This is a genomic window from Phyllobacterium pellucidum (assembly GCF_013327855.1).
Lineage (GTDB): Bacteria > Pseudomonadota > Alphaproteobacteria > Rhizobiales > Rhizobiaceae > Phyllobacterium > Phyllobacterium pellucidum.
Window position 1 is genome coordinate 1,115,522 of sequence record NZ_JABUMX010000001.1, and the last position, 20,698, is coordinate 1,136,219.

At 58.9% G+C, this 20,698-nt stretch carries 23 protein-coding genes, 1 tRNA gene, 1 pseudogene and 1 riboswitch; of the genes and pseudogenes, 15 read left to right on the plus strand and 10 right to left on the minus strand.

What is annotated here, in order from left to right:
• Positions 1-49 precede the first annotated feature (49 nt).
• The 7 genes from HQ945_RS05520 to HQ945_RS05550 all read left to right on the plus strand — a co-directional run bounded on the left by HQ945_RS05520 (position 50) and on the right by HQ945_RS05550 (position 3,296).
• Positions 50-523 (plus strand): hypothetical protein, encoded by a 474-nt coding sequence (locus tag HQ945_RS05520; protein WP_174207779.1) that lies wholly within the window; start codon positions 50-52, stop codon positions 521-523.
• The gene (locus HQ945_RS05525) at positions 520-711 is read left to right on the plus strand and encodes a hypothetical protein (RefSeq protein WP_174207780.1); all 192 of its coding nucleotides are present in this window, start codon (positions 520-522) and stop codon (positions 709-711) included. The genes HQ945_RS05520 and HQ945_RS05525 overlap by 4 nt, the downstream gene beginning before the upstream one ends.
• Positions 708-908 carry a hypothetical protein gene (locus tag HQ945_RS05530; protein WP_174207781.1) on the plus strand — a complete coding sequence of 67 codons (201 nt, stop codon included), beginning with the start codon at positions 708-710 and terminating at the stop codon, positions 906-908. The genes HQ945_RS05525 and HQ945_RS05530 overlap by 4 nt, the downstream gene beginning before the upstream one ends.
• Entirely contained in the window at positions 908-1,504 is a 597-nt protein-coding gene (locus tag HQ945_RS05535; RefSeq protein ID WP_174207782.1) for a hypothetical protein, read from the plus strand. The genes HQ945_RS05530 and HQ945_RS05535 overlap by 1 nt, the downstream gene beginning before the upstream one ends.
• A complete protein-coding gene (locus tag HQ945_RS05540; protein WP_174207783.1) occupies positions 1,504-1,908 on the plus strand; it encodes an HNH endonuclease in 405 nt (134 codons plus the stop codon). Before HQ945_RS05535 ends, HQ945_RS05540 begins: the two co-directional genes overlap by 1 nt.
• A 145-nt stretch (positions 1,909-2,053) precedes the next feature.
• A complete protein-coding gene (locus tag HQ945_RS05545; protein WP_153666404.1) occupies positions 2,054-2,260 on the plus strand; it encodes a hypothetical protein in 207 nt (68 codons plus the stop codon).
• A complete protein-coding gene (locus HQ945_RS05550) occupies positions 2,247-3,296 on the plus strand; it encodes a tyrosine-type recombinase/integrase (protein ID WP_174207879.1) in 1,050 nt (349 codons plus the stop codon). The genes HQ945_RS05545 and HQ945_RS05550 overlap by 14 nt, the downstream gene beginning before the upstream one ends.
• 73 nt (positions 3,297-3,369) lie before the next feature.
• On the opposite strand, the gene HQ945_RS05555 is transcribed toward HQ945_RS05550, so the two are convergent.
• Together HQ945_RS05555 and HQ945_RS05560 are read right to left on the minus strand one after the other, a co-directional pair.
• Positions 3,370-3,443: transfer RNA gene (locus HQ945_RS05555), tRNA-Gly, on the minus strand.
• A 61-nt stretch (positions 3,444-3,504) separates the two neighbouring features.
• Complete coding sequence (locus HQ945_RS05560; RefSeq protein ID WP_027230339.1) at positions 3,505-4,596, minus strand: 2'-deoxycytidine 5'-triphosphate deaminase; 1,092 nt, start codon at positions 4,594-4,596, stop codon at positions 3,505-3,507.
• A gap of 77 nt (positions 4,597-4,673) precedes the next feature.
• A riboswitch (SAM riboswitch) is annotated at positions 4,674-4,753 on the plus strand.
• 63 nt (positions 4,754-4,816) lie between these two features.
• Between HQ945_RS05560 and HQ945_RS05565 the strand changes: the two genes are divergently transcribed.
• Positions 4,817-6,010: an O-succinylhomoserine sulfhydrylase gene (locus tag HQ945_RS05565; RefSeq protein WP_113279845.1), complete on the plus strand. Its 1,194-nt coding sequence runs from the start codon at positions 4,817-4,819 to the stop codon at positions 6,008-6,010.
• Between the two features lie 7 nt (positions 6,011-6,017).
• On the opposite strand, the gene HQ945_RS05570 is transcribed toward HQ945_RS05565, so the two are convergent.
• Positions 6,018-6,356, minus strand: coding sequence for an MmcQ/YjbR family DNA-binding protein (locus HQ945_RS05570; protein ID WP_162737104.1), 339 nt, complete (start codon positions 6,354-6,356; stop codon positions 6,018-6,020).
• 134 nt (positions 6,357-6,490) lie between these two features.
• Here HQ945_RS05570 and apaG point away from each other — a divergent pair, with 134 nt between their 5' ends.
• Together apaG and HQ945_RS05580 are read left to right on the plus strand one after the other, a co-directional pair.
• On the plus strand, positions 6,491-6,883 hold the full coding sequence (gene apaG / locus HQ945_RS05575) for a Co2+/Mg2+ efflux protein ApaG (protein WP_091919813.1): 393 nt from the start codon (positions 6,491-6,493) through the stop codon (positions 6,881-6,883).
• Positions 6,883-7,179, plus strand: a complete 297-nt coding sequence (locus HQ945_RS05580; protein WP_027230343.1) for a hypothetical protein — start codon at positions 6,883-6,885, stop codon at positions 7,177-7,179. Before apaG ends, HQ945_RS05580 begins: the two co-directional genes overlap by 1 nt.
• Before the next feature lie 12 nt (positions 7,180-7,191).
• Here the strand turns inward: HQ945_RS05580 and HQ945_RS05585 are convergent, their stop codons facing one another.
• The 3 genes from HQ945_RS05585 to HQ945_RS05595 are packed head-to-tail and all read right to left on the minus strand — an operon-like array spanning position 7,192 to position 10,334.
• Positions 7,192-8,187, minus strand: a complete 996-nt coding sequence (locus HQ945_RS05585; protein WP_343051173.1) for an Hsp33 family molecular chaperone — start codon at positions 8,185-8,187, stop codon at positions 7,192-7,194.
• Positions 8,180-9,118: an ornithine carbamoyltransferase gene (gene argF / locus HQ945_RS05590; RefSeq protein WP_027230345.1), complete on the minus strand. Its 939-nt coding sequence runs from the start codon at positions 9,116-9,118 to the stop codon at positions 8,180-8,182. The genes HQ945_RS05585 and argF overlap by 8 nt, the downstream gene beginning before the upstream one ends.
• Positions 9,119-9,128: 10 nt before the next feature.
• On the minus strand, positions 9,129-10,334 hold the full coding sequence (locus HQ945_RS05595) for an aspartate aminotransferase family protein (protein WP_091919817.1): 1,206 nt from the start codon (positions 10,332-10,334) through the stop codon (positions 9,129-9,131).
• 503 nt (positions 10,335-10,837) lie between these two features.
• On the opposite strand from HQ945_RS05595, the gene HQ945_RS05600 reads away from it, so the two are divergent.
• Positions 10,838-11,356, plus strand: coding sequence for a GcrA family cell cycle regulator (locus HQ945_RS05600; protein ID WP_027230347.1), 519 nt, complete (start codon positions 10,838-10,840; stop codon positions 11,354-11,356).
• 79 nt (positions 11,357-11,435) lie between these two features.
• Here HQ945_RS05600 and phoR read toward each other — a convergent pair whose 3' ends face one another.
• A complete protein-coding gene (gene phoR / locus HQ945_RS05605) occupies positions 11,436-12,701 on the minus strand; it encodes a phosphate regulon sensor histidine kinase PhoR (RefSeq protein WP_113279770.1) in 1,266 nt (421 codons plus the stop codon).
• A 63-nt stretch (positions 12,702-12,764) separates the two neighbouring features.
• Between phoR and ppk2 the strand changes: the two genes are divergently transcribed.
• Positions 12,765-13,703 (plus strand): polyphosphate kinase 2, encoded by a 939-nt coding sequence (gene ppk2 / locus HQ945_RS05610; RefSeq protein ID WP_113279769.1) that lies wholly within the window; start codon positions 12,765-12,767, stop codon positions 13,701-13,703.
• A gap of 248 nt (positions 13,704-13,951) precedes the next feature.
• On the opposite strand, the pseudogene HQ945_RS23095 reads toward ppk2, so the two are convergent.
• Positions 13,952-15,538: pseudogene (locus tag HQ945_RS23095) on the minus strand (glycosyltransferase); the annotation flags it as partial.
• A 301-nt stretch (positions 15,539-15,839) separates the two neighbouring features.
• Between HQ945_RS23095 and HQ945_RS05615 the strand changes: the two are divergent.
• The 3 genes from HQ945_RS05615 to HQ945_RS05625 all read left to right on the plus strand — a co-directional run bounded on the left by HQ945_RS05615 (position 15,840) and on the right by HQ945_RS05625 (position 18,865).
• Positions 15,840-16,679, plus strand: a complete 840-nt coding sequence (locus HQ945_RS05615) for a transporter substrate-binding domain-containing protein (protein ID WP_113279767.1) — start codon at positions 15,840-15,842, stop codon at positions 16,677-16,679.
• A gap of 119 nt (positions 16,680-16,798) precedes the next feature.
• Positions 16,799-18,454, plus strand: coding sequence for a lysine--tRNA ligase (locus HQ945_RS05620; RefSeq protein ID WP_174207784.1), 1,656 nt, complete (start codon positions 16,799-16,801; stop codon positions 18,452-18,454).
• Between the two features lie 27 nt (positions 18,455-18,481).
• Positions 18,482-18,865 carry a VOC family protein gene (locus HQ945_RS05625; RefSeq protein WP_113279765.1) on the plus strand — a complete coding sequence of 128 codons (384 nt, stop codon included), beginning with the start codon at positions 18,482-18,484 and terminating at the stop codon, positions 18,863-18,865.
• A 130-nt stretch (positions 18,866-18,995) separates the two neighbouring features.
• Here the strand turns inward: HQ945_RS05625 and HQ945_RS05630 are convergent, their stop codons facing one another.
• Both HQ945_RS05630 and HQ945_RS05635 read right to left on the minus strand, forming a co-directional pair.
• Positions 18,996-19,940 carry a thermonuclease family protein gene (locus HQ945_RS05630; RefSeq protein ID WP_113279764.1) on the minus strand — a complete coding sequence of 315 codons (945 nt, stop codon included), beginning with the start codon at positions 19,938-19,940 and terminating at the stop codon, positions 18,996-18,998.
• A complete protein-coding gene (locus tag HQ945_RS05635) occupies positions 19,925-20,566 on the minus strand; it encodes a LexA family transcriptional regulator (protein ID WP_027230353.1) in 642 nt (213 codons plus the stop codon). Before HQ945_RS05635 ends, HQ945_RS05630 begins: the two co-directional genes overlap by 16 nt.
• Positions 20,567-20,698: the final 132 nt, after the last annotated feature.

The window sequence follows — 20,698 nt, forward strand, 5'->3', positions numbered from 1 at the left end:
TTGGACCGTGCAAACCTTGCCGATTTTGTTTCAGTACGAGGGCGACGGAATGTTCAAACCGGCGACTTCATTCCACGCCCGCGCCGCCGACAAGCACTATGTTGTCGGTGAACTCTACAGGCTAATTGAGCATCACGACCGTTCCGACAACTCTCACCGGCACTACTTCGCCTCGATCAAGAACGGCTTTGACAACCTCCACGATTCCATGCTCGGCGAATATCCGACCGTTGAGCATCTGCGGAAGAAAGCGCTGATCCGGACCGGTTATCGCGATGAGCGCTCCATAGTCTGTGCATCCAAGGCCGAAGCTGAACGGGTAGCAGCCTTCATCCGGCCTATGGATGATTATTCTGTCGTTGTTCCACTCAACTGCGTTGTTCACGTCATGACAGCGAAGAGCCAGTCCGTACGGGCAATGGGCGCAGCAGAATTCCAGAAATCCAAAGCAGCCGTTCTGAACTTCATCGACGACCTTCTCGGAGTCGAGCACGGCGCCACGGCGCGAAGCGAGGCAGCATGACATCCGTTCCGCTCCACGCACCCTATGAAGTCAGGCGGTCGCGCAAGATCGCAGCTGCATATGACCGGACGCACCTCCAGTTGAAGCTGGAGGTTGCGCGAAAAGAGGCTGCGCTCGCGCAGATGGAATTTGAACTCGGCCTGATCGTCGAACACGCAATGAGGCGGTCGCAGGAGACAATTCTATGACCGAGATTACGAACAAAGACAAAGCGGGGTGCGCCGAGCGCGAGGTCAAGCAGCGCCAACGTGTCTATTCGCGATGGGTAGCTGATGGCCGGAGGGCGCAAGCCTTCGCCGACCGGCAGATCGCCGTGATGCAGGCAATCGCCGAGGATTATCGAGCAAAAGCTGACGCCGACGATCAGGCCGGGAGGTTATTCTGATGGCAGACCGTCCAATCCTTTTCAGCGCTCCGATGGTTCAGGCACTTCTCGCCGGCCGGAAAACACAGACACGGCGGATCATCAAGCCACGCGGTCACGCAAGCCTGTTCGATGGGTCGTGGACGGATGACTATGTGCTCGATCCCGGAAACGCCTCATGGCGCGCGAAAGAGTTGCGGTTCTGCATTGGCGACCGGCTCTATGTTCGCGAGCATTGGCGCACTTGGTCGACGTCCGACCATCTCCCGCCGAGCCAACTGAAAGTCGGGACTGCGGTCGATTACATAGTGGACGGTGCTGATGTGCTTCATGGCAAACACCGCCAGGCCATGCATATGCCGCGTTGGGCTTCACGCCTGACACTACTCGTCACCGATGTTCGAGTGGAGCGCCTGCAGGATTGCAGTGAAGCGGACGCCCTCGCCGAGGGTGTCGAGCGCATTGTATTCCCTGAACGCGGTGATTGGGGATGGCCCCAACGGAAGTACCGCAAAATATGGGAGAACATCAACGGCGCGGGATCATGGGAAGCAAACCCATGGGTTGTCGCTGTTTCCTTTGATGTCCTCAATCAGAACATCGATGAGGTGCCCTGATGGCCCGCCAAGTCGATGAGTGGACGGGAAAGTCGGATGACACGAAGGCCCCGCCACGCGTGCGCCAGCGCATCTATGACCGGGACAAAGGCGTCTGCCATCTCTGCAAGCTGCAGATCAAGACGGGTGAGACCTGGCAAGCCGACCACGTTGTAGCCCTGATCAATGGCGGGAAGAATGCCGAGAGCAATCTCGCGCCGGCCCATTCTCATTGTCACCTCGGTAAGACAGCGATGGACGTCAAGGAGAAGGCCAAGGTCGCCAAGGTGCGCGCGAAGCATACCGGCGTGGCTCGCCCCCAGGGCTCGGTCAAATCCGCCGGTTTCGCCAAGGTCGTCAAGGCCAAGCCGGCTCACACCAAATCCCTCCCGCCTCGCCGCCTATTCGAAAGGATCGAACCATGATGTACGGGCAACGTTTCAAAGGCTGGCTTGCCGATTTCACCATTATCGCCGGGCCGCTCGTTGTCGTCGGCCTTGCCCTGCTGGCTGTTTTTGTGAGGTGCGTATCGTGACCGCCCACAACGAACTCATTTGAAGAGAAGCAGGAATGACAGAAAAACTCCGCTTCACCCGAGCCCAGATTCGCTGCGTAGCCTCGATCGCCAGGACTGAGGGCGTTGGCGTAAAGCTCAACCCTGACGGGTCGATTGTTGTTTTCCCCGATGTTCACAAACCGGAAACGGTTGACGAGAGCGACGATAAAGACCTTGATCGCGAATTGGCTGCGTTCGAGGCAAAGCATGGCTACAATTAAATTGAAGGGCATCCATAAGGTTAAAGCCAAGGGGCGCGATTATTATTACGCTTGGCGCGGCGGCCCGAAGCTTGACGGCGAGCCGGGTTCGGGCGAGTTCATGGACTCCTACAACGAGGCTATCGCAAGCCGGACAATGCCTGACACGGCAAAGTTTCGCTCTCTGGTTGTAATCTACAAAGGAAGCCCAGATTATGCGAAGCTTGCCGATAGCACGAAACGTCAATGGTCCCGGTGGCTCGATCGCATCGCTGATCATTTCGGGACCTTGAGTATCGCTCAATTCGACCGGCCCCAGAAAATCCGTTCGATTATCCGAAAGTGGCGCGGGACGTATGCCCAGACGCCGCGGACCGCCGATTATGGCATGCAGGTGCTATCGCGCGTCCTATCCTATGCGGTTGACCCCCTCGGAAAGATTACATCGAACCCGTGTGAAGGCATCAAACAGATTTATGGCAATGACCGCGCTGCTATCATCTGGACTGATGAGGATATCAAGCAGCTTAAGACTGCAACAGATGACAAGGGCAAGACGACTTGCTCGCTTGAGGTTGGGCTTGCTGTTGATCTCGCAGCGCATACCGGCTTACGAGTTAGTGATCTGGTGCGCCTGTCCTGGTCACATGTCGGCGAGGACGCAATCGTCATCACAACCGGAAAGAGCAATCACAAGCGTGAGGCCGTGATCCCGCTCTACGAGGATCTCCGGACGCTGCTCGATCGTATTCCTAAACGTTCACCCGTCATCCTGACAAGCAGCCGCGAAACACCATGGACGAGCGACGGCTTGGCATCGTCGTTCCATACGGCAAAGACCGATGCTGGAATGAAGGGCAAGGATCTTCACTTCCATGACTTCCGCGGCACGGCAGCGACAAAATTCTATACCGCCGGCCTGCCGGAGCGCGTCATTGCCGAGATTTTAGGTTGGGAAGAGGACTCGGTGGCCAAAATTATTCGTCGCTATGTGGACAGGACTGCCGCCACAAAGGCTATCATACGACAGATCGATGAGGCCAGAAAGAGAACATAGGATGTAAAACTTTGTGTAAAACTCCCCCAAAATGGCATCGCGAAAATTAGGGTTAAGTTATTGAAAAGATTGGTGGAGCGGGTGAAGGGAATCGAACCCTCGTATTCAGCTTGGGAAGCTGCTGCTCTACCATTGAGCTACACCCGCATTTCACTATCAGTGACCGCTGACAGCGGTCTTTGTCAAGGGGTCGCGAGCGGCTCCGCCGTCAGCGGAAGTGCTTTGAAAGCTTCAGGCCCTGCGCCTGGTAGTTGGAGCCGAGATCAGTGCCGTAGAGGGCGCGCGGGCGCTCCAGCATGTGCTCGTAGATCAGGCGTCCGACGATCTGTCCGTGTTCGAGAATGAAGGGCACCTCATGGCTGCGCACTTCGAGCACGGCGCGGCTGCCGGTGCCGCCCGCTGCCGTATGGCCGAAGCCCGGATCGAAGAAGCCGGCATAGTGCACGCGGAATTCGCCCACCAGCGGGTCGAACGGCGTCATCTCGGCGGCATAGAGCGGCGGCACGTGGACCGCTTCGCGCGAGACGAGGATATAGAACTCATCGGGATCGAGCACGAGTTCCCGGGCGCCGCGATCATGGATCGGCTCCCAGAAGTCGAAAAGATCGTGGACGCCGCGCCGGTCGACATCGACGACGCTGGTATGATGCTTGCCGCGATAGCCGACAAGGCCATTTTGGTCGCCGGTGAGGTCGATTGAAAGGGCGATGCCGCCGCCGGAAATATTGGGCGTTTCGGAGGCGACGAGCGTCTCGGCGGCGTGAAGTTCCGCAAGCTCTGTTTCCTCGAGTTGCGCGCGCCCGGTCCGGAAGCGGATCTGCGACAGGCGCGAGCCGGTCCGGGCGACGATCGGGAAGGTGCGCGGGCTGACTTCAAGGTAAAGCGGACCATGATAGCCGGCCGGAACCTTGTCGAACTCCTGCGCGCCATCGACGATGACCCGTGTGAAGATATCGAGGCGCCCGGTCGAACTCTTCGGATTGGCGGAGGCTGAAACCTCGGCAGGCAGTGCCAGGCTTTCCAGGAGCGGAACGATATAGACGCAGCCGGTCTCGAGAACGGCGCCCTCGGTCAGATCGATTTCGTGCAGTTTCAGGCGGTCGAGCTTGTCGATGACCGGCGTTCCCGGGCCCGGCATGAAGCTCGCGCGTACGCGGTAGGCGCGCTTGCCGAGGCGCAGATCGAGGCTCGCCGGCTGGATCTGGTCGACGTCGAATTCGCGCTCGGTCTTGAGTGCTCGCGCCTCAAATAGCGCCCTGATGCCGCTATCGGCCAATATGCCCGCTTCTCGTCTCGCCATGTCGACCATCCATACAAAGAGACGAAAAGCTTTAGCGCCTCACCCGATTGACGCAAGCGGCCAAGAGGATTAAAGCACTTTTATCCCGTGGTGATTTGGCCGGCCGGCTTGCAGCCACGTAAAATAATTTGCTAAAAGAGGCCCGGTCTCGTCCGGCCTTTTTGCGATTCCCGCAAGGCCGGTTTTTTATTGGCCAGTTTTCTGGCAGATTGAGACAGCGATGACCAAGGATACCACCCGCAAACTGCGTCCCGCCACCCAGCTCGTCCATGCCGGAACCTTGCGTTCCGGCTTCGGGGAAACCTCCGAAGCCTTGTTCCTGACGCAAGGCTTCGTTTACCCGTCCGCAGAAGCGGCCGAGGCGCGTTTCAAGGGCGAAGAGCCCGGATTCATCTATTCGCGCTATGCCAATCCCACGACCGACATGTTCGAAAAGCGCATGTGCGCCCTTGAAGGCGCGGAAGATGCGCGTGCCACCGCTTCGGGGATGGCCGCCGTTGCTGCCGCAATCCTCTGCCAGGTGCGAGCCGGTGACCACGTGCTTGCCGCGCGGGCGATGTTCGGCTCCTGTCGTTACATCATCGAGACCATGCTGCCGCGCTATGGCGTTGATTTCACGCTCATAGACGGCTCCAGGATCGAGAATTGGGAAAAGGCTGTTCGCCCCAACACCAAGGTGATGTTCCTCGAAAGCCCGACGAATCCGACGCTCGAAGTCATCGATATTGCGGCCGTCGCCAAGGTCGCGAACTCTGTTGGCGCCAAGCTGATCGTCGACAATGTGTTCGCAACGCCGCTCTTTCAAAAGCCGCTCGAACTCGGCGCCCACATCGTCATCTATTCGACGACCAAGCATATTGACGGCCACGGCCGTTGTCTCGGCGGCATGATCCTTTCCGACAAGCAGTGGATCGACGAAAACCTGCACGAATATTTCCGCCACACGGGACCCGGGCTTAGCCCGTTCAATTCCTGGGTCATGCTGAAGGGGCTCGAAACGCTTGCCGTGCGCGTACACCAGCAGACGAACAATGCAGCCAAGATTGCCGACTTCCTTGCCGGACATCAGGCCGTCTCGAAAGTGCTCTATCCCGGCCGCGCCGATCACCCGCAGGCCGACATCGTCGCCAAGCAGATGAGTGGTGGCTCGACGCTGATCGCCTTCGAGGTCAAGGGCGGCAAGAAGGCCACATTTGCGGTCGAGAATGCACTCGAGATCATCCAGATCTCCAACAATCTCGGCGATTCAAAGAGCCTTATCACCCATCCGACAACGACGACGCACAAGAACCTGACGGACGAGGCCCGTGCCGAGCTCGGCATATCCGATGGACTGCTGCGGCTATCCGTCGGTCTCGAAGATGTCGATGACCTCATCGATGATCTCCATGCGGCACTGAACGCATCGCGCTAGGACCTGGCTATAGCTGGTGGCGCGCCGACACTGATTTTGGCGCGGCCTTCCGCCATGCCATCGCCATGGCATGGCGCACGACATCGGGCTCGGCCATGGCGAGGATGACAAAGGTCGCACCTTTCTCGCCCCAGCCGCCCGGCACCGGTTCGAACATGTCTGCAGAGGTCTCGCGCATCATGGCCTGGTCGTCGCGCGTCAGCATCAGAACCCCGCGCAGTTTTTCCGGACGCAAGGTGGCGAAGATTTTGTTGCTCACACGGAAATCGGTCGTGCCAAAGTGGCTGCTCTGCGTGCTTTCCGGAAATGAGTGCGCCATGGCGGCGAAGGCTTCCAGGGTCATCATGACTGGCTCCTTTTGCATCCCCGATCCTAACAAAGGAACCGTGACCGACGAAGGTTTTAGTTCGATCCGTGACCAGTAATGGTTGACGCATCGGCCGTGAGTGGCGATATCAAGGAGTGAAATCGAGAGCAGGCATGTACAAGGCGACAACGCGCGATATCGAAGTGACCGTCGAGCCGTTCTATCTGGAGGAGCAATCCAACCCGGAGGAAAATCGCTATGTCTGGGGCTACCGGATAACCATTGCCAATGACTCGGATCTGACGGTGCAATTGCGCGCCCGCTACTGGAGGATCACCGATGGCAACGGCCATATCGAGGAGGTCCGCGGACCGGGCGTCATCGGCGAGCAACCCATTCTCGATCCGGGCGACTCCTTCCAATATTCATCCGGCTGTCCGCTGACGACGACATCAGGGGTCATGGTCGGGCGCTATTCAATGCAGACGACGTCAGGCGAGCGCTTCGATATCGAAATTCCGGCCTTCTCGCTCGACCTTCCCGATCAATTGCGGACCTTGAACTGATGGCCGAAACCGAACGCACCAACGCGCCCTATCTGAAGGCCCTAACCTGCTCCGCTATCGTCTTCGTACTGGCGATCGGCGCCTATTTCCTCGGCTATACCCTACCGAGTTTCACCAGCGCCTCCGACGCCGCCAGCCGATTGTTCGGCCTTGCCCTGGTCCCCGGACTGATTGTCGGCCTGTTTGCCAAGAAATCGCCAAAGCCATGGCCGTTATGGCTGATTATCGGCGGGTTCGTCGTTGTTCTGATCGCCGTCACCGTCATCCATGAAATGACGGCTTCGATGCGGGTCTGACCGCCGGATCGGTCAGTTTTTCGGCAGGAACTCGCCCGGATCAAACTCGTAGTGCGTCGAGCAGAATTCGCAGGTGACGCTGATCTTGCCGTCTTCGATACTGTCCTCGATCTCTTCGGCCGTGAAGCCTGAGAGCACGCCGGCAATCTTCTCGCGCGAACAGGAGCAGTCGTCGTTGACGCGGACCGCATCGAAGACGCGGACGCCGCGCTCGTGGAACAGCCGATAGAGCAGACGTTCCGCGCCAACCTGCGGATCGGTCAGTTCAGAGCTCTCGATCGTCGCGACCAGCGCCTTGATTTCGGCCCAGTCGTCATCCTCGAAAAACTCGTCCTCCTCATTGCTCGGCGCATCGCCGGCCGGCAGGTCCCGCTGGCGCATGCGAAGCTCGGATTCCGGCAGGAACTGCACGATGAGACCGCCGGCGCGCCATTGTTCGACAGGCTTGCCGTCCGGGCCTCGCTCCACGAGCTTGGCGACGGAGAGGCGCACATCGGTCGGAATCTGCTCCGACTGGCGGAAGTAGGTCTTGGCAATCTCTTCGAGGTTCGAGCCGTCGAGTGCGACGATGCCCTGGTAGCGTTGTGTGTATTCGCCCTGGTCCACAGTCAGCGCGAGCGTGCCGCTGCCGATCAATTCCTCCTGGGCGGTACGGTGCCCGGCAATCGCCTCCGCCAGGCGTTCCTCATCGTAACGCGCATAGGCGCGCACGGAATTTGGCGTGCGGAAATCGACGACCAGCATGTCGACGGGTCCATCCGACTGCGACTGGAAGATGAACTTGCCGTCGAACTTCAGCGAGGTACCAAGCAGCACGGTCAAAACGATGGCTTCGGCGAGCAGCTTTGCAACGGGTTCGGGATAGTCGTGGCGATTGAGGATCTCATCGAGCGTCGGCCCCAATTGCACCGCACGGCCGCGGGCATCGAGATCCGCAACCTGAAACGGCACAACGGCGTCGTCGCCGGCAAATACATATTCGTCGGAACGAATTCCGGTATCAGACACTGGAACGTCCTCCTTCAAGACACCATGCGAGAATTGCCTTCTGCGCGTGCAGCCGATTTTCCGCCTCATCAAAGACCACCGAATGCGGTCCGTCGATGACGGAGTCGGTTACCTCTTCGCCGCGATGCGCGGGCAGGCAGTGCATGAACAGAGCGTCGGGATTGGCATGCTGCATCAATGCATCGTTGACCTGATAGGGCATGAACACGTTATGACCGCGGGCCCGCCCTTCCTGTCCCATCGACACCCAGGTGTCGGTGACGATGCAATCGACGTCCTTGACCGCAGCGACCGGATCGGTGGTCAGCTTGATCTTGCCTCCGGCGCCGCGGGCCCAGTCAAGATATTTGCTGCTGGGTTCGCTGCCGTCCGGCGTTGCAATGTTGAGATTGAAATCGAAACGGGCTGCCGCCTCGACCAGCGAGTGCAATACATTGTTGCCGTCGCCCGTCCAGGCGAACGTCTTGCCCTGCACCGGCCCGCGATGTTCCTCGAACGTCATGATATCCGCCATTATCTGGCAGGGATGCGTGTCGTCCGTCAAAGCATTGATGACGGGCACCGTGGCGTTTTGCGCCATTTCGGTCAGGCGGTCATGCGTCGTCGTGCGCATCATGATGATGTCGACATAGCGCGATAGCACCTTTGCCGTATCGGCAATGGTTTCGCTGCGGCCAAGCTGCATCTCCGAACCGGTCAGCATGATGGTTTCGCCGCCGAGCTGGCGCATGCCGACATCGAAGGAAACGCGTGTGCGCGTCGACGGCTTGTCGAAGATCATAGCCAATACTTTGCCGGCAAATGGCTTTTCGATATTGCCGGCTTTCAGCCGTGTCTTGCGTTCGCGAGCGTCGTCAAGGATCGTGCGCAGATCGCCGGATGAGAGTGCTGAAAGGTCGGTAAAATGCCGGAGGTCCTGCTTGATTGTCATGGCCCGTCCCTCACGCGCTCTTCTGCCTGGCGGCAACCGATAGGCGTTCAGCCGCCGCCTCGATGCGTGAAAGCGCCTCGCGCGCCTCTTCTTCCGATGCAACCAGAGGTGGAAGCAGGCGAATGACGTTGTCACCGGCGCCGACCGTCAGAAAATGCTCGTCGCGCAGTGCCTGCACCAGCGTCGTATTGGGCACGACGCTCTTAAGGCCAATCAAGAGGCCGCGGCCGCGCACTTCCGAAATGACGGCCGGATAGCGGTCGGCAATTGACGCAAGGCCCTGCTTCATCGTGAGGGCAATCCTCTGCACGTGTTCAAGGAAGCCCTCCTCCAGGATGACGTCGAGCACGGCGTTGCCGACGGCCATGGCAAGCGGATTGCCGCCGTAGGTCGTCCCATGAACCCCCGCGGTCATGCCCTTTGCGGCTTCGGCCGTGGCAAGGCAGGCGCCAAGCGGAAAGCCGCCGCCGATGCCCTTTGCGACCGCCATGATATCCGGCCTGATGCCCGACCACTCATGGGCGAACAGCTTGCCGGTTCGACCGACGCCGGTCTGCACTTCATCGAGGATCAGCAAAATACCCTCATCGTCGCAGAGCTTGCGCAGAGCGCGCAGATCTTCATCCGGGACGGGACGTACGCCGCCCTCGCCCTGGATCGGCTCGATCAAGATGGCAGCAGTCTCCGGCCCGATGGCAGCCTTCAAGGCCTTTTCGTCACCGAAAGGCACCTGGTCGAAACCCTCGACCTTGGGTCCAAAACCTTCAAGGTATTTTTCCTGGCCGCCAGCCGCGATCGTTGCCAGCGTGCGGCCATGGAACGCGCCTTCGAACGTGATGATGCGAAACCGTTCGGGATGGCCGTTGACATAGTGGTAACGCCGCGCGGTCTTGATCGCGCATTCAAGCGCTTCCGCACCGGAATTGGTAAAGAACACCTTGTCGGCGAAAGTGGCGTCGACCAGACGCTGGCCGAGACGGCGCTGGCCGGGGATCTCGTAAACGTTGGAGACGTGCCATAGTTTTTCGCCCTGGCTCTTCAGCGCTTCGACGAGATGGGGATGCGAATGGCCGAGCGAATTGACGGCAATGCCGGCGGCGAAGTCGAGATAGCGCTCGCCGGTTTCGGTCACCAGCCAAACACCCTCACCTCGCTCAAAGCGCAAATCCGCACGAGCAAAAGTGTCGTAAAGCGGTTGCGCGATTGCGTCCGTCATGTCGTTACGGGCCTCCAATACCCTGCTTGCCGAAACTGCTGATTACAAAGAAGAAACGGCCGTGTTGAAATCAAAAAGCCGCCCCACAATGCCATTTTGAGGGCGGCCATATGCGAGTAATATCGTCATTCGAACCCCAATTGTCAAATGAACACTTTTGATCCCATTCATCACCAACACGAACCGGATGAGCCGATCCATTAACTACAACTTATGCGCGTATCCGCTGGAATATTTGCCACCGACTCTGCAATTCGTCATTTCTGCAACAGTCTATCGCGCAAGTTGGGGAAAACCCAAAAAAGCACCCCTGGGATCGGCGCCCGACTCTTGTCACAGAGTCATCGCATATTGTAGCTTGGTAATCGAAAAAGCTAGATTTCGTACGGCGTCCTCGTCATCTGAATAGATATGGTATCGAACCAATCTGGAGCAATCCAGATGCGAGGAAGGATTCAGTCCGGAGTCTACACAAACAAGCCCCATATGGAGCTAGGAAAACAATGAACTGGACAGATGAGCGCGTAGAACAGCTGAAGAAACTTTGGGCCGAAGGTCTGAGTGCAAGCCAGATCGCAGCACAGCTGGGCGGTGTCAGCCGCAATGCGGTCATCGGCAAGGTTCACAGGCTGAAGCTGTCCGGGCGGGGCAAGACCACGTCCACCCAGACACGCAGCAAGAAGATCAATACAGGGTCATCCGGCGCCTCGCGCGGCGGCGGCTCCTCGGGGCATGTCGCGACCCGCGTCGTCAGCCGCAGCATCGGCGCGACCGCTTTGCAGACCGAATACAGCACGGAACTCGTGCCGGTCATGAAAACTGTCACGGATGTCGTCGTTCCGATCTCGCGGCGCCTCGAACTGGTGCAGCTCAACGAGCGTACCTGCAAATGGCCGATGGGAGATCCGCTGCAGCCGGACTTCAATTTCTGCGGCAACGATGTCGGCGAGTCCGGGCCCTATTGCGGCTATCACTCCCGCCTAGCCTATCAGCCGGCGTCCGATCGCAGGCGCGTCCGCTAATCTTAGCTCCTTCTGACTGGGGCGCCATTCGGCGCCCTTTTTTTGTTTGCCGTGCGCCAAGCTTAACGATCGGTTGGCGTCAGGCCTTCTGAGGCCCGAAGACGACGGTGAAGGTAGAGCCCTCGCCGACCCGCGAGCGAACGACGAGGCGCGCACGATGCCGCGTCAGTATGTGCTTGACGATCGCGAGCCCGAGGCCGGTGCCTTTCTGGGCCCGGCTGGTTTCAAGATTGACGCGGTAGAAGCGTTCAGTCAGGCGCGGGATATGTTCCTCCGGTATGCCAGGGCCGAAATCCTGGACCATGGCCTTGATGCCATCGTCGCCGCGCTTGAGCTCGACGACGATGCGCTTGCCCGACTGGCCGTATTTCAAGGCGTTTTCGACAAGGTTCTGAAAGACTTGCGTCAGCTCATCCCTATCGCCAAGCACGATGACGGGATCGGGATCGATCTTGCGTTCGATTTCGACGCCGAGATCATCCGCAAGCGGGCGCAACGAATCCACCACATGATTGATCAGCGTCGTCAGGTCCACCTGGTCCTTGACCGCGATATGCGCCTTCATCTCGATGCGCGACAGTGACAACAGGTCATCGATCAGGCGGGCCATGCGCTCGGCCTGCTTCTGCATGATCTCGAGGAAATTGTCACGCGCCGCCTCATCGCGGCGGGCCGGCCCGCGCAACGTCTCGATAAACCCGGTCAAGGACGCGAGGGGCGTGCGCAACTCATGGCTGGCATTGGCGATGAAGTCGCTGCGCATGCGTTCAAGGCGATGCGCTTCGGTTTGATCGCGAAAGGAGAGGAGATATTGCCGGTCCTTGCCACCGGCCCGGTCGAGGAGGAGGACCGTCGCTCGATACCAGCGCTCGACCGGCACCCGTTCGGCAAAGTCCACCGACCGGGCGACGCCATCGGCCATGACTGACTGAACCAGCGCCTGCAGTTCGGGGGCCCGGAAATGCAGGAGCAAAGCCCCGCCGCGCGCAAGCGGCCCGAACGCGCCATTGGCGACGGGATTGACGTAAAGAATCGTCCCGCCATGGTCGAAGATGATAAGCGGGTCGGGCAATTGCGCGGCAAGCTGCTGGCCGGACAGACGGAAAATTGCCGGATCACTGGCGGGAGATTCCGCTGGTGCATCGCTGCGCGGCAGCGTCGCAGAAAGCGCAACGACCGCCAGGAGGACGAGCATGAGGACGGCAAAGCTCAGCCACCATGTCGCCTGAGTGCTGAGGACCAGAGCGGTAATGAAGGCGGCGGCGCCGAGCACGAAGCGTGCCTGGATCACACGCTCGACGGCCTTTTGACGAAACGTACGGCCCTCCTGCCCCAAAATGCTCATGCACTAAACTCCTGGCCCGGCGTCCTTTTTTGGCTCTGGACGATACAACGCTCTCTCAATAACATGCCATTGTGTCAATTGAGGACGATTGCTGTGGGTAAAGATTCGAAAAAGAAAACCGATAAACCCGTAGCGGGCGTAGATACCACTCTCAAACTCAAGATCGACGGTAAGAAACGCACTTTCAATATAGACGATCCCAAACTGCCGGACTGGATCGATGACGGCGATCTTGCTTCAGGGGGCTATCCCTATAACGACAAGATGCCGAACGACGAATACGAGAAGACTGTCGAGCGGCTGCAGATCGAACTCGTCAAAATGCAGTACTGGCTGCAGGACACCGGCAATCGCGTCATCTGCGCGTTCGAGGGGCGTGATGCCGCCGGAAAGGGCGGCACAATCTTCACGCTGCGCCAATATATGAACCCGCGCTCGGCCCGCAATGTCGCCCTGCCGAAGCCCAGCGAGATTGAGCGCGGCCAATGGTATTTCCAGCGCTATATCTCGCATTTTCCGACGACAGGCGAGTTCGTCACGTTCGACCGTTCCTGGTACAATAGGGCCGGCGTTGAAAAAGTGCTGGGGTTCTGCACGCCCGAGCAGCATGAATCCTTTTTGGAAGAAGTGCCGGGATTTGAACGCCTTCTCGTTGCGGATGGCATTCATTTCTTCAAGTTCTGGCTGGATATCGGTCAGCTCATGCAGCTGAAGCGATTTCACGACCGCAGGCACAGTCCGTTGAAGAACTGGAAGTTCTCGCCCATTGACATCGAAGGGGCCAAGCGCTGGGACGACTACACGAAGGCGCGCGACGAAATGCTGGCACGCACGCACACGGCCTATGCCCCATGGACGATTGTCAGGTCCAACGACAAGCGGCGCGCGCGCATCGCCGTCATCCGCAGAATTCTCTTGAGCCTGCCATATAAGGGCCGGGACATGGATGTGGTCGGCAATGAAGACGCGTTGATCATCGGCTCCGGCCATGAGTTTCTGTGAGGGCGCCGGCTGATCGGCTTGGGCAACACTATCCCTGAAGGATCGTGCGGCGTCTTTTCCCAAAGCGAAGGGGCTCTGCCGAGCTGCCAAATGGCACGCCATGAAGCCATGGCGGTAAGCAGCCAATAGAGCGGCAGCCACTGCAGGATCGGTCCGGGAATTGCCTCGGCGACCGGTGTTCTTCGGCCAAGCCTGTGGAATGACAGGAAGCCCATGACAACGCACACGAGATCGATGGCGAGTATCGCATTGTGCCAGGTAAAGGCGTCATCGCGCGCGATGTGGACAATCCCAAAGCCTGTCCAGAGCAGCATGAACGGATAGGCGATCGATGAGACGACGATCCCCGCAACGAGCGTCTGGAACACCATGAAGCGTTGCAATCCTACGTCGCGCAGGAAAGCTCTCGGATTGCGCATTTCAACGAGCCATGTGTGCGCCCAACCTTTCAGCCATCTCGTCCTTTGCCGCAGCCAGATATCGACGCGGACCGGCGCGTCTTCAAGGGTTGGTCGGGAGATCACACCCACATCGTAGCCACAGCGCGCCAAGCGCGCGCCGAGCTCGGCATCCTCGGTGACGTTGTATGGATCCCAGCCGCGAACCGCTTCAAGGCAGTTACGCCTGAAGTGATTGGAGCTTCCTCCGAGCGGCAGAATGAAGCCGTGGCGGGCCAGCCACGGAAGCAAGCCGCCGAAATGGGCCGCATATTCGAAGGCGAACAGCCGCGCCAGCAGACAGCTGCCTGCATTCGAAATGATCAGCGGCGCTTGCAGGCAAGCGAGCCTCTGGTGGGACATGTCGAAGCGGCGCCAGGCCTCCAGCAACTGATCGGGATGCGGACGATCTTCCGCATCATAGACCACGACAAAATCGCCCTTCGCCAATTGCAGCCCATAGTTGAGCGCCTTTGGCTTGGTTCGTGGGCCGAAATTGGCAACAGGGACGATCTTGAAACCCGGCGGTAACGTCTGGTTTGCCAAAGCCTTCAATGTTGCCGTGTCGTCTGCCTCACAGAGAAACAGGACTTCAAGCCTCGACTTTGGCCAATGGAGCCGGTGCATCGCCCTTACAAGTTGGGGTACCACCGCCGCTTCCTTATAAAGCGCGATCATGACGGTGTAGAACGGAAGTTCACCATGTCGTTGTGCAAGGCAGCCGGTTTCGGCGGGAATTTCGCCGGTCCTGCCTGCTGCCAGGAAGCGAAGCGCGATGCATGCAAAGAAGAAGGGCAACGAAAAATAGTGATAGCCATCCCAGAGGGTGGAAAGATGGAAAATCAGTCCGATCATGCCGAGGCTTATCGCAATGCCCAGGATGATCCCCTGAGTGCCGCTCAGGACCACCCGGGACGTACGTTCAAGCCCGCCGATCTCCATCCTGTTCACGCACTTCAGCAACAGTTCGCGCTCGCGGTAGGAACGGATGAATTCATGCAGCTGTGTTGGCGTTGTTATTCTCGTACGGGCTTTCGCGGCCGGATCGAAAGACAGGCTGTGCTTCAGGTCGCCTATCTCGGTAAGCGTCGGGGCCGCAAAATGCAAAAGTTCGCCTTCTGCTGTCACCACCATCAGCCGGCGTGAATGCAGATCCGGTGCAACAGCCGAACTTTTGCCGATGACTATCGCTCCCTCTGGAATTGCCGCAAAGCTCAGCCCGAGTTCCGCCGATATGGCCTGGCCAATTGCCGCCTCGTCCGCTACGCCGGATGCCGCAACTTCTTCGAGCAGCGAGGTGCGGTTGGAAACCGCTTCGCGGAAGGCCGCGATAATGGCGTGTTTCGCCGTTCCCGCCTGGCATAGTCTTGCAGCGAGGGCAGCCTCGATTTGCCGCATGGCGGCGCCCGCCTAAAGTAAAGGCTGATGATCAGGCCGACCGCTCTCGTTTCGCGATACAATTCGCAATATATACAATAATACCATGATTAACTCTTTCAATTATAGATTGAGATTATAAATTGAAGTATACTTATGGTAGTAATATGTGCGATATAGTGCAAGTAATAGAGATCAATGCGTGAACCACGTCAATATACCCTTGAGTTTTTGCTTGCGAAGGCTCAGCCGCCAATTGCGCTTTTTGAGGTGAAGAGATCGTGTTAGCTTGGCCCCAAATCAAATCGCATCACGGTATCGCATGCCTTTCCGCAAGATCGCCTCGTTTCTCGCCGCCTTCATTTTGGCAGTGCTGCCAGCTATGGCCGCGCAATCCGATTTTCCGCACTACTGGGATGGACGCGAGCATGTCGCCAAGCCCGATCTTTCGACCGTCGAGCGCATTCGCTTCGTGACGACCGTCGATTATCCGCCGTTCAACTTCGTCGATGCGACGGGGCGCATCTCGGGATTCAATGTCGATCTGGCGCGGGCACTCTGCAACGAACTCGGCGTGACCGCCATCTGCCAGATTGAGGCTCGTCCGTGGGACGAGTTGCAACCGACGCTTGAAAGCGGCGAGGCTGAGGCGATCATCGCCGGGCTAAAGCCGACCGCAGCGCTGCGCGAGAAGTTTGCCTTTACGGCTCCCTATATCCGCCTGCCTGCGCGCTTCATGGCGCTCAAGGAAACGTCCTTTGCCGAACCGTTCGCAGATACGCTGAAGCAAAAGACTATCGGCGTGATTGCGGGTTCAGTGCACCAGGCGATTTTTGCCGATTATTTTCCAAACAGCCATTGGGTTGGTTTTCCGACGCGCGAACTCATGTTCAGGGACCTGCAGGCCAAGAAGATCGATGCCGTATTTGGCGACGGCTCGGACCTTTCCTTCTGGATCGGCAGTCCCGAGGCAAAGGATTGCTGTGCCTTTGTCGGCGGCCCCTATATTGCGCCGCAGTTCTTGGGTGAAGGGATGATGATCGCAACCACGCTCGAAAATCAAAAGCTTGTCGATGCATTCGATTTCGCACTGAAGGCGATCGAGGAAAAAGGCATCACATCCGAACTTTATCTTCGGTACTTTCCCGTCGATTTCTACTAATCGATCGTCTTAACTCCGAAATCATTGCCGATTGCGCCTCCGCGCGGCCCATGCGATTGACGCGGACGACCCGCGGACGTAGAGCGTTTCATCAAATCCAGCGTTAACAGGAATAACGAATGAACCCGCGCCTAAACACCGAAATCGAACTGACCCCCGAATTGATCGCGGCGGCAGCAGAGGCCAAAGCATGGCCTTTCGAAGAGGCGCAGAAGATCATCAAGCGTTACGCCAAATCCGGCTTTCCTGAAACGGTATTGTTCGAGACCGGCTACGGCCCTTCGGGACTGCCGCATATCGGCACCTTCGGCGAAGTGGCGCGTACCTCAATGGTGCGCCATGCTTTCCGCGTTCTGACCGGCGACAAGGTAAAGACCAAGCTTCTCTGCTTTTCCGACGACATGGACGGCATGCGCAAAATACCGGACAATGTGCCGGATCCAGCATTTCTGGCGCCGTACCTGCACATGCCGCTCTCGGCAGTGCCTAACCCGTTCGGCGGCGACTACAAGAGTTTTGCCGACCACAACAATGTCATGCTGTGCCGGTTCCTCGATACGTTCGGCTTCGACTATGAATTTGCGAGTGCAACGGAATATTACAAAGCGGGCCGCTTCGACGCCGTCCTGCTGCGTGCCGCCGAGCGCTATGACGATATCATGAAGGTCATGCTGCCGACGCTCGGCGAAGAGCGCCAGGCGACCTATAGCCCATTCCTGCCGATTTCGCCGACAAGCGGGCGCGTGCTCTATGTGCCGATGAAGAAGATCGACGCCGGGAACGGCACCATCACCTTTGATGATGAGAACGGTGAAGAGACGACGCTCCCGGTCGCCGGCGGCAACGTCAAGCTGCAATGGAAGCCCGACTTCGGCATGCGCTGGGCAGCGCTCGGCGTCGATTTCGAGATGTTCGGCAAGGACCACCAGACAAATGCGATCATCTATGACCGCATTTGCGAGATACTGGGTGGCCGGGCACCCGAACATTTCGTCTACGAGCTTTTCCTCGATGAGATCGGCCAAAAGATTTCGAAGTCGAAGGGCAACGGCCTCAGCATTGACGAATGGCTGACCTACGCCCCGACCGAGAGTCTCGGCCTCTACATGTTCCAGAAGCCGCGCACGGCAAAACGGCTCTATTTCGACGTCATTCCCAAGGCGGTCGATGAATATTTCACCTATCTTTCGGCCTATGGGCGTCAAAGCTGGAAGGACCGGCTGAACAACCCTGTCTGGCATCTCCATGACGGCAACCCGCCGACCGTGGACCTGCCGGTGCCCTTCGCACTGCTGCTGAACCTCGTAAGCGCCTCCAATGCCGAAAACAGCAGCGTGCTCTGGGGTTTCATTTCGCGCCATGCCAGGAATGTGACTCCGGCAAACAATCCGGAACTTGACGCGTTGGTTGGCTATGCGATCCGCTACTTCAACGATTTCGTCAAGCCGACCAAGAAATTCCGCGCGCCCGACGAGGTGGAACGCGGCGCCCTCGCCGCCATGGACGAGAAACTCGCGACGCTCGCGGACGATGCCGACGGGACCGACATCCAGAACGCCATTCTCGATGTCGCGCGCAGTATCGAGCGCTATCAGGACCACACGAAGAAGAGCCCGGAAGGTGGTCCAGGCGTCTCGGTGTCGTTCTTCCAGATGCTCTATGAGGTACTGATCGGCCAGGAGCGCGGCCCGCGCTTCGGCTCCTTCGTCGCCCTCTATGGCATCCCGGAAACGCGTGCCCTCATTGAAAAGGCCCTGGCCGGCGATCTGTCGTAGTCAGGGGCAAACCAGCGGGAGTCCTCTATGCTTGATCATACTGGAGTTTCAGTCAGCGATTTCGAAAAGAGCAAGGCGTTCTATCGCCAGTTGTTCGCGTCAATCGGCTATGAGTTGATCCTCGAATTCCCGGCCTCCGTGACCGGCAGTTCGGATGTTGCGGGCTTTGGTGAAGGCGGCAAGCCGGATTTCTGGATCGCCAGCGGCGAACCCAACCGGCCAACGGTCCACGTAGCGTTTCGTGTTGGCAGCCGGAACATCGTCGATGCCTTCTATAAAGCGGGAATTGCCGCCGGCGGAACCGACAATGGCGCGCCGGGGCTGCGGCCGCACTACCATCCCAACTATTACGGCGCCTTCGTTCGCGATCCCGACGGGCATAATATCGAGGCTGTCTGCCACGAGGGTTGATCGGCGGGTGGTTATAAAAGCTCGCCGACACCCCCTCATGGCTGCCCCCATTTCCTCACAAGGGTCCTAAGAAAAAATCGAGCCGCAAGTCTTTACCCGGGGGCCTCACGGCTTGATCGACCTTGGATCCCTACTGCTGCGGTGGCGGCGGGAACGGTGCGTCCGGGACCGGCAACGGCGCGGGGACGGCCGGCGCCGCCAATTCCTCCGGCGGTAAATTATCCTGGAGCGCAGGCACCGGCAGTTCCTGCGTAATCGGCAGCGCCGGCGGTGGACTGCCGAATATGCCGAGCTTCGCCTCTTGCGCCTTCTTCATCGTTTCCGACTGGGGCGAACCGTCCGGTGTGCGAGCCCAGCCGTTCTCGACCAGCCATTGCGCAAGATCGACACCACCGAGCCGGCAATGGGTCGCAATGACAGCTTCGGGCGGCTGGCCCGGCACGTCGCATTCGACCGCACGCTGGCGCAGCCAATTGCGAAACGCGGTGCGGGCCGCCATTCCGCAGGGCCAGGTCGTACCCTCGCTGGTGCAAGTCTCGTTCGGCTTGATTTCCTCGATGCCCTCGAGCGTGATGCGATAGCCCGAAACTTCGAGCGAACCGGCCGCGATTGCAACGGGCCGGTAGAGCAAGGTCGGCTTTGCCGTATCGTCTACCGGCACCGGCGGTGGCGGGGGTGTGAGCGATGGCGGCGGTTCCGGTGGCGCAGGCGGTTTAGGGGGCAGGGCTTGGCCGAGTTCGCTCAAGGGTTGGCGCGGCGCGACCCTCTGCAATGGCGTTGCGTCACCGATCGAAGGCGACATTAGGTCCGGCTTGACCGTACGGGCCGCCTTCGGCGCTGCCTTTGGCTCATCCGGCGCCGGGCTCGCCTCATCGCTTTGCGCGTCCTGCATTTCCGAGGGCAATTCGAAATTCTCGGTCGTTACCGTTGGCTCGTCCCCGCTGGCTGGCCGCGCAGTCTCCAGCGCGCCGTTGAATGGGGCAACGAAGGCGTAAACAAGCGTCAGGGCAACCAGAACCGTCAGGATATAAAGCGGCAGCTGGCGCATGCGGATCAGTCCTACTGGCTTGCCCACAGGATCCTCGCGATCCAGTCGATATGGACCGCGTCAAAGGTGCGATTGGGATGTTCGGGATTCATCGACTGCAACTCGATCGTGCGGGCGGTCTGGCGGGCCAGAATCTTGGCCATGACTTCGCCGTCCCTGGTGCGAACCACGACGCGGTCGCCGCGGCGAACCGCAGCACCCGGCGCAACAATAATAGTATCGCCGTCACGGTAAAGCGGCAGCATCGAATCCCCCGACACCTCCAGTGCATAGACGGAGTCGCCGGAGCCCACGGGAAATTCGACCACGTCCCAACCCTGCCCGACCGGAAAGCCGCCATCATCGAAGAAGCCGCCGGCGCCGGCCTGCGCAAAGCCGAGAAGGGGTATCGAGCGGATGGCCGTGCCGCCCGCCCGTACAGCCTTGCCCACGACCAGCATCATGAACTCATCGAGCGAGGCACCCGTGGCCTCCATGATCTTGGCGAGGGATTCGGTCGAGGGCCAGCGAGCCCGCCCGTCGACCGCGAAACGCTTTGATTTGTTGAAGGTCGTCGGATCAAGCCCCGCGCGCTTCGCCAATCCTGAAACGGAAAGCGAATGGCGTTCTGCCAATGCGTCTATGGCCGCCCAAATGCGGTCATGTGAGAACATGTTGGGTCTCGGATAAAAGGAAAAAATACCTTCAGAGGTGTTTTAAGAAGGAATTTTGGAAAAGTCGAGGGGAATTACGGAAAACTTTCTTATTATCCAAAGAAAAGTGGGCATAAGCTGCCCACTCTTTTC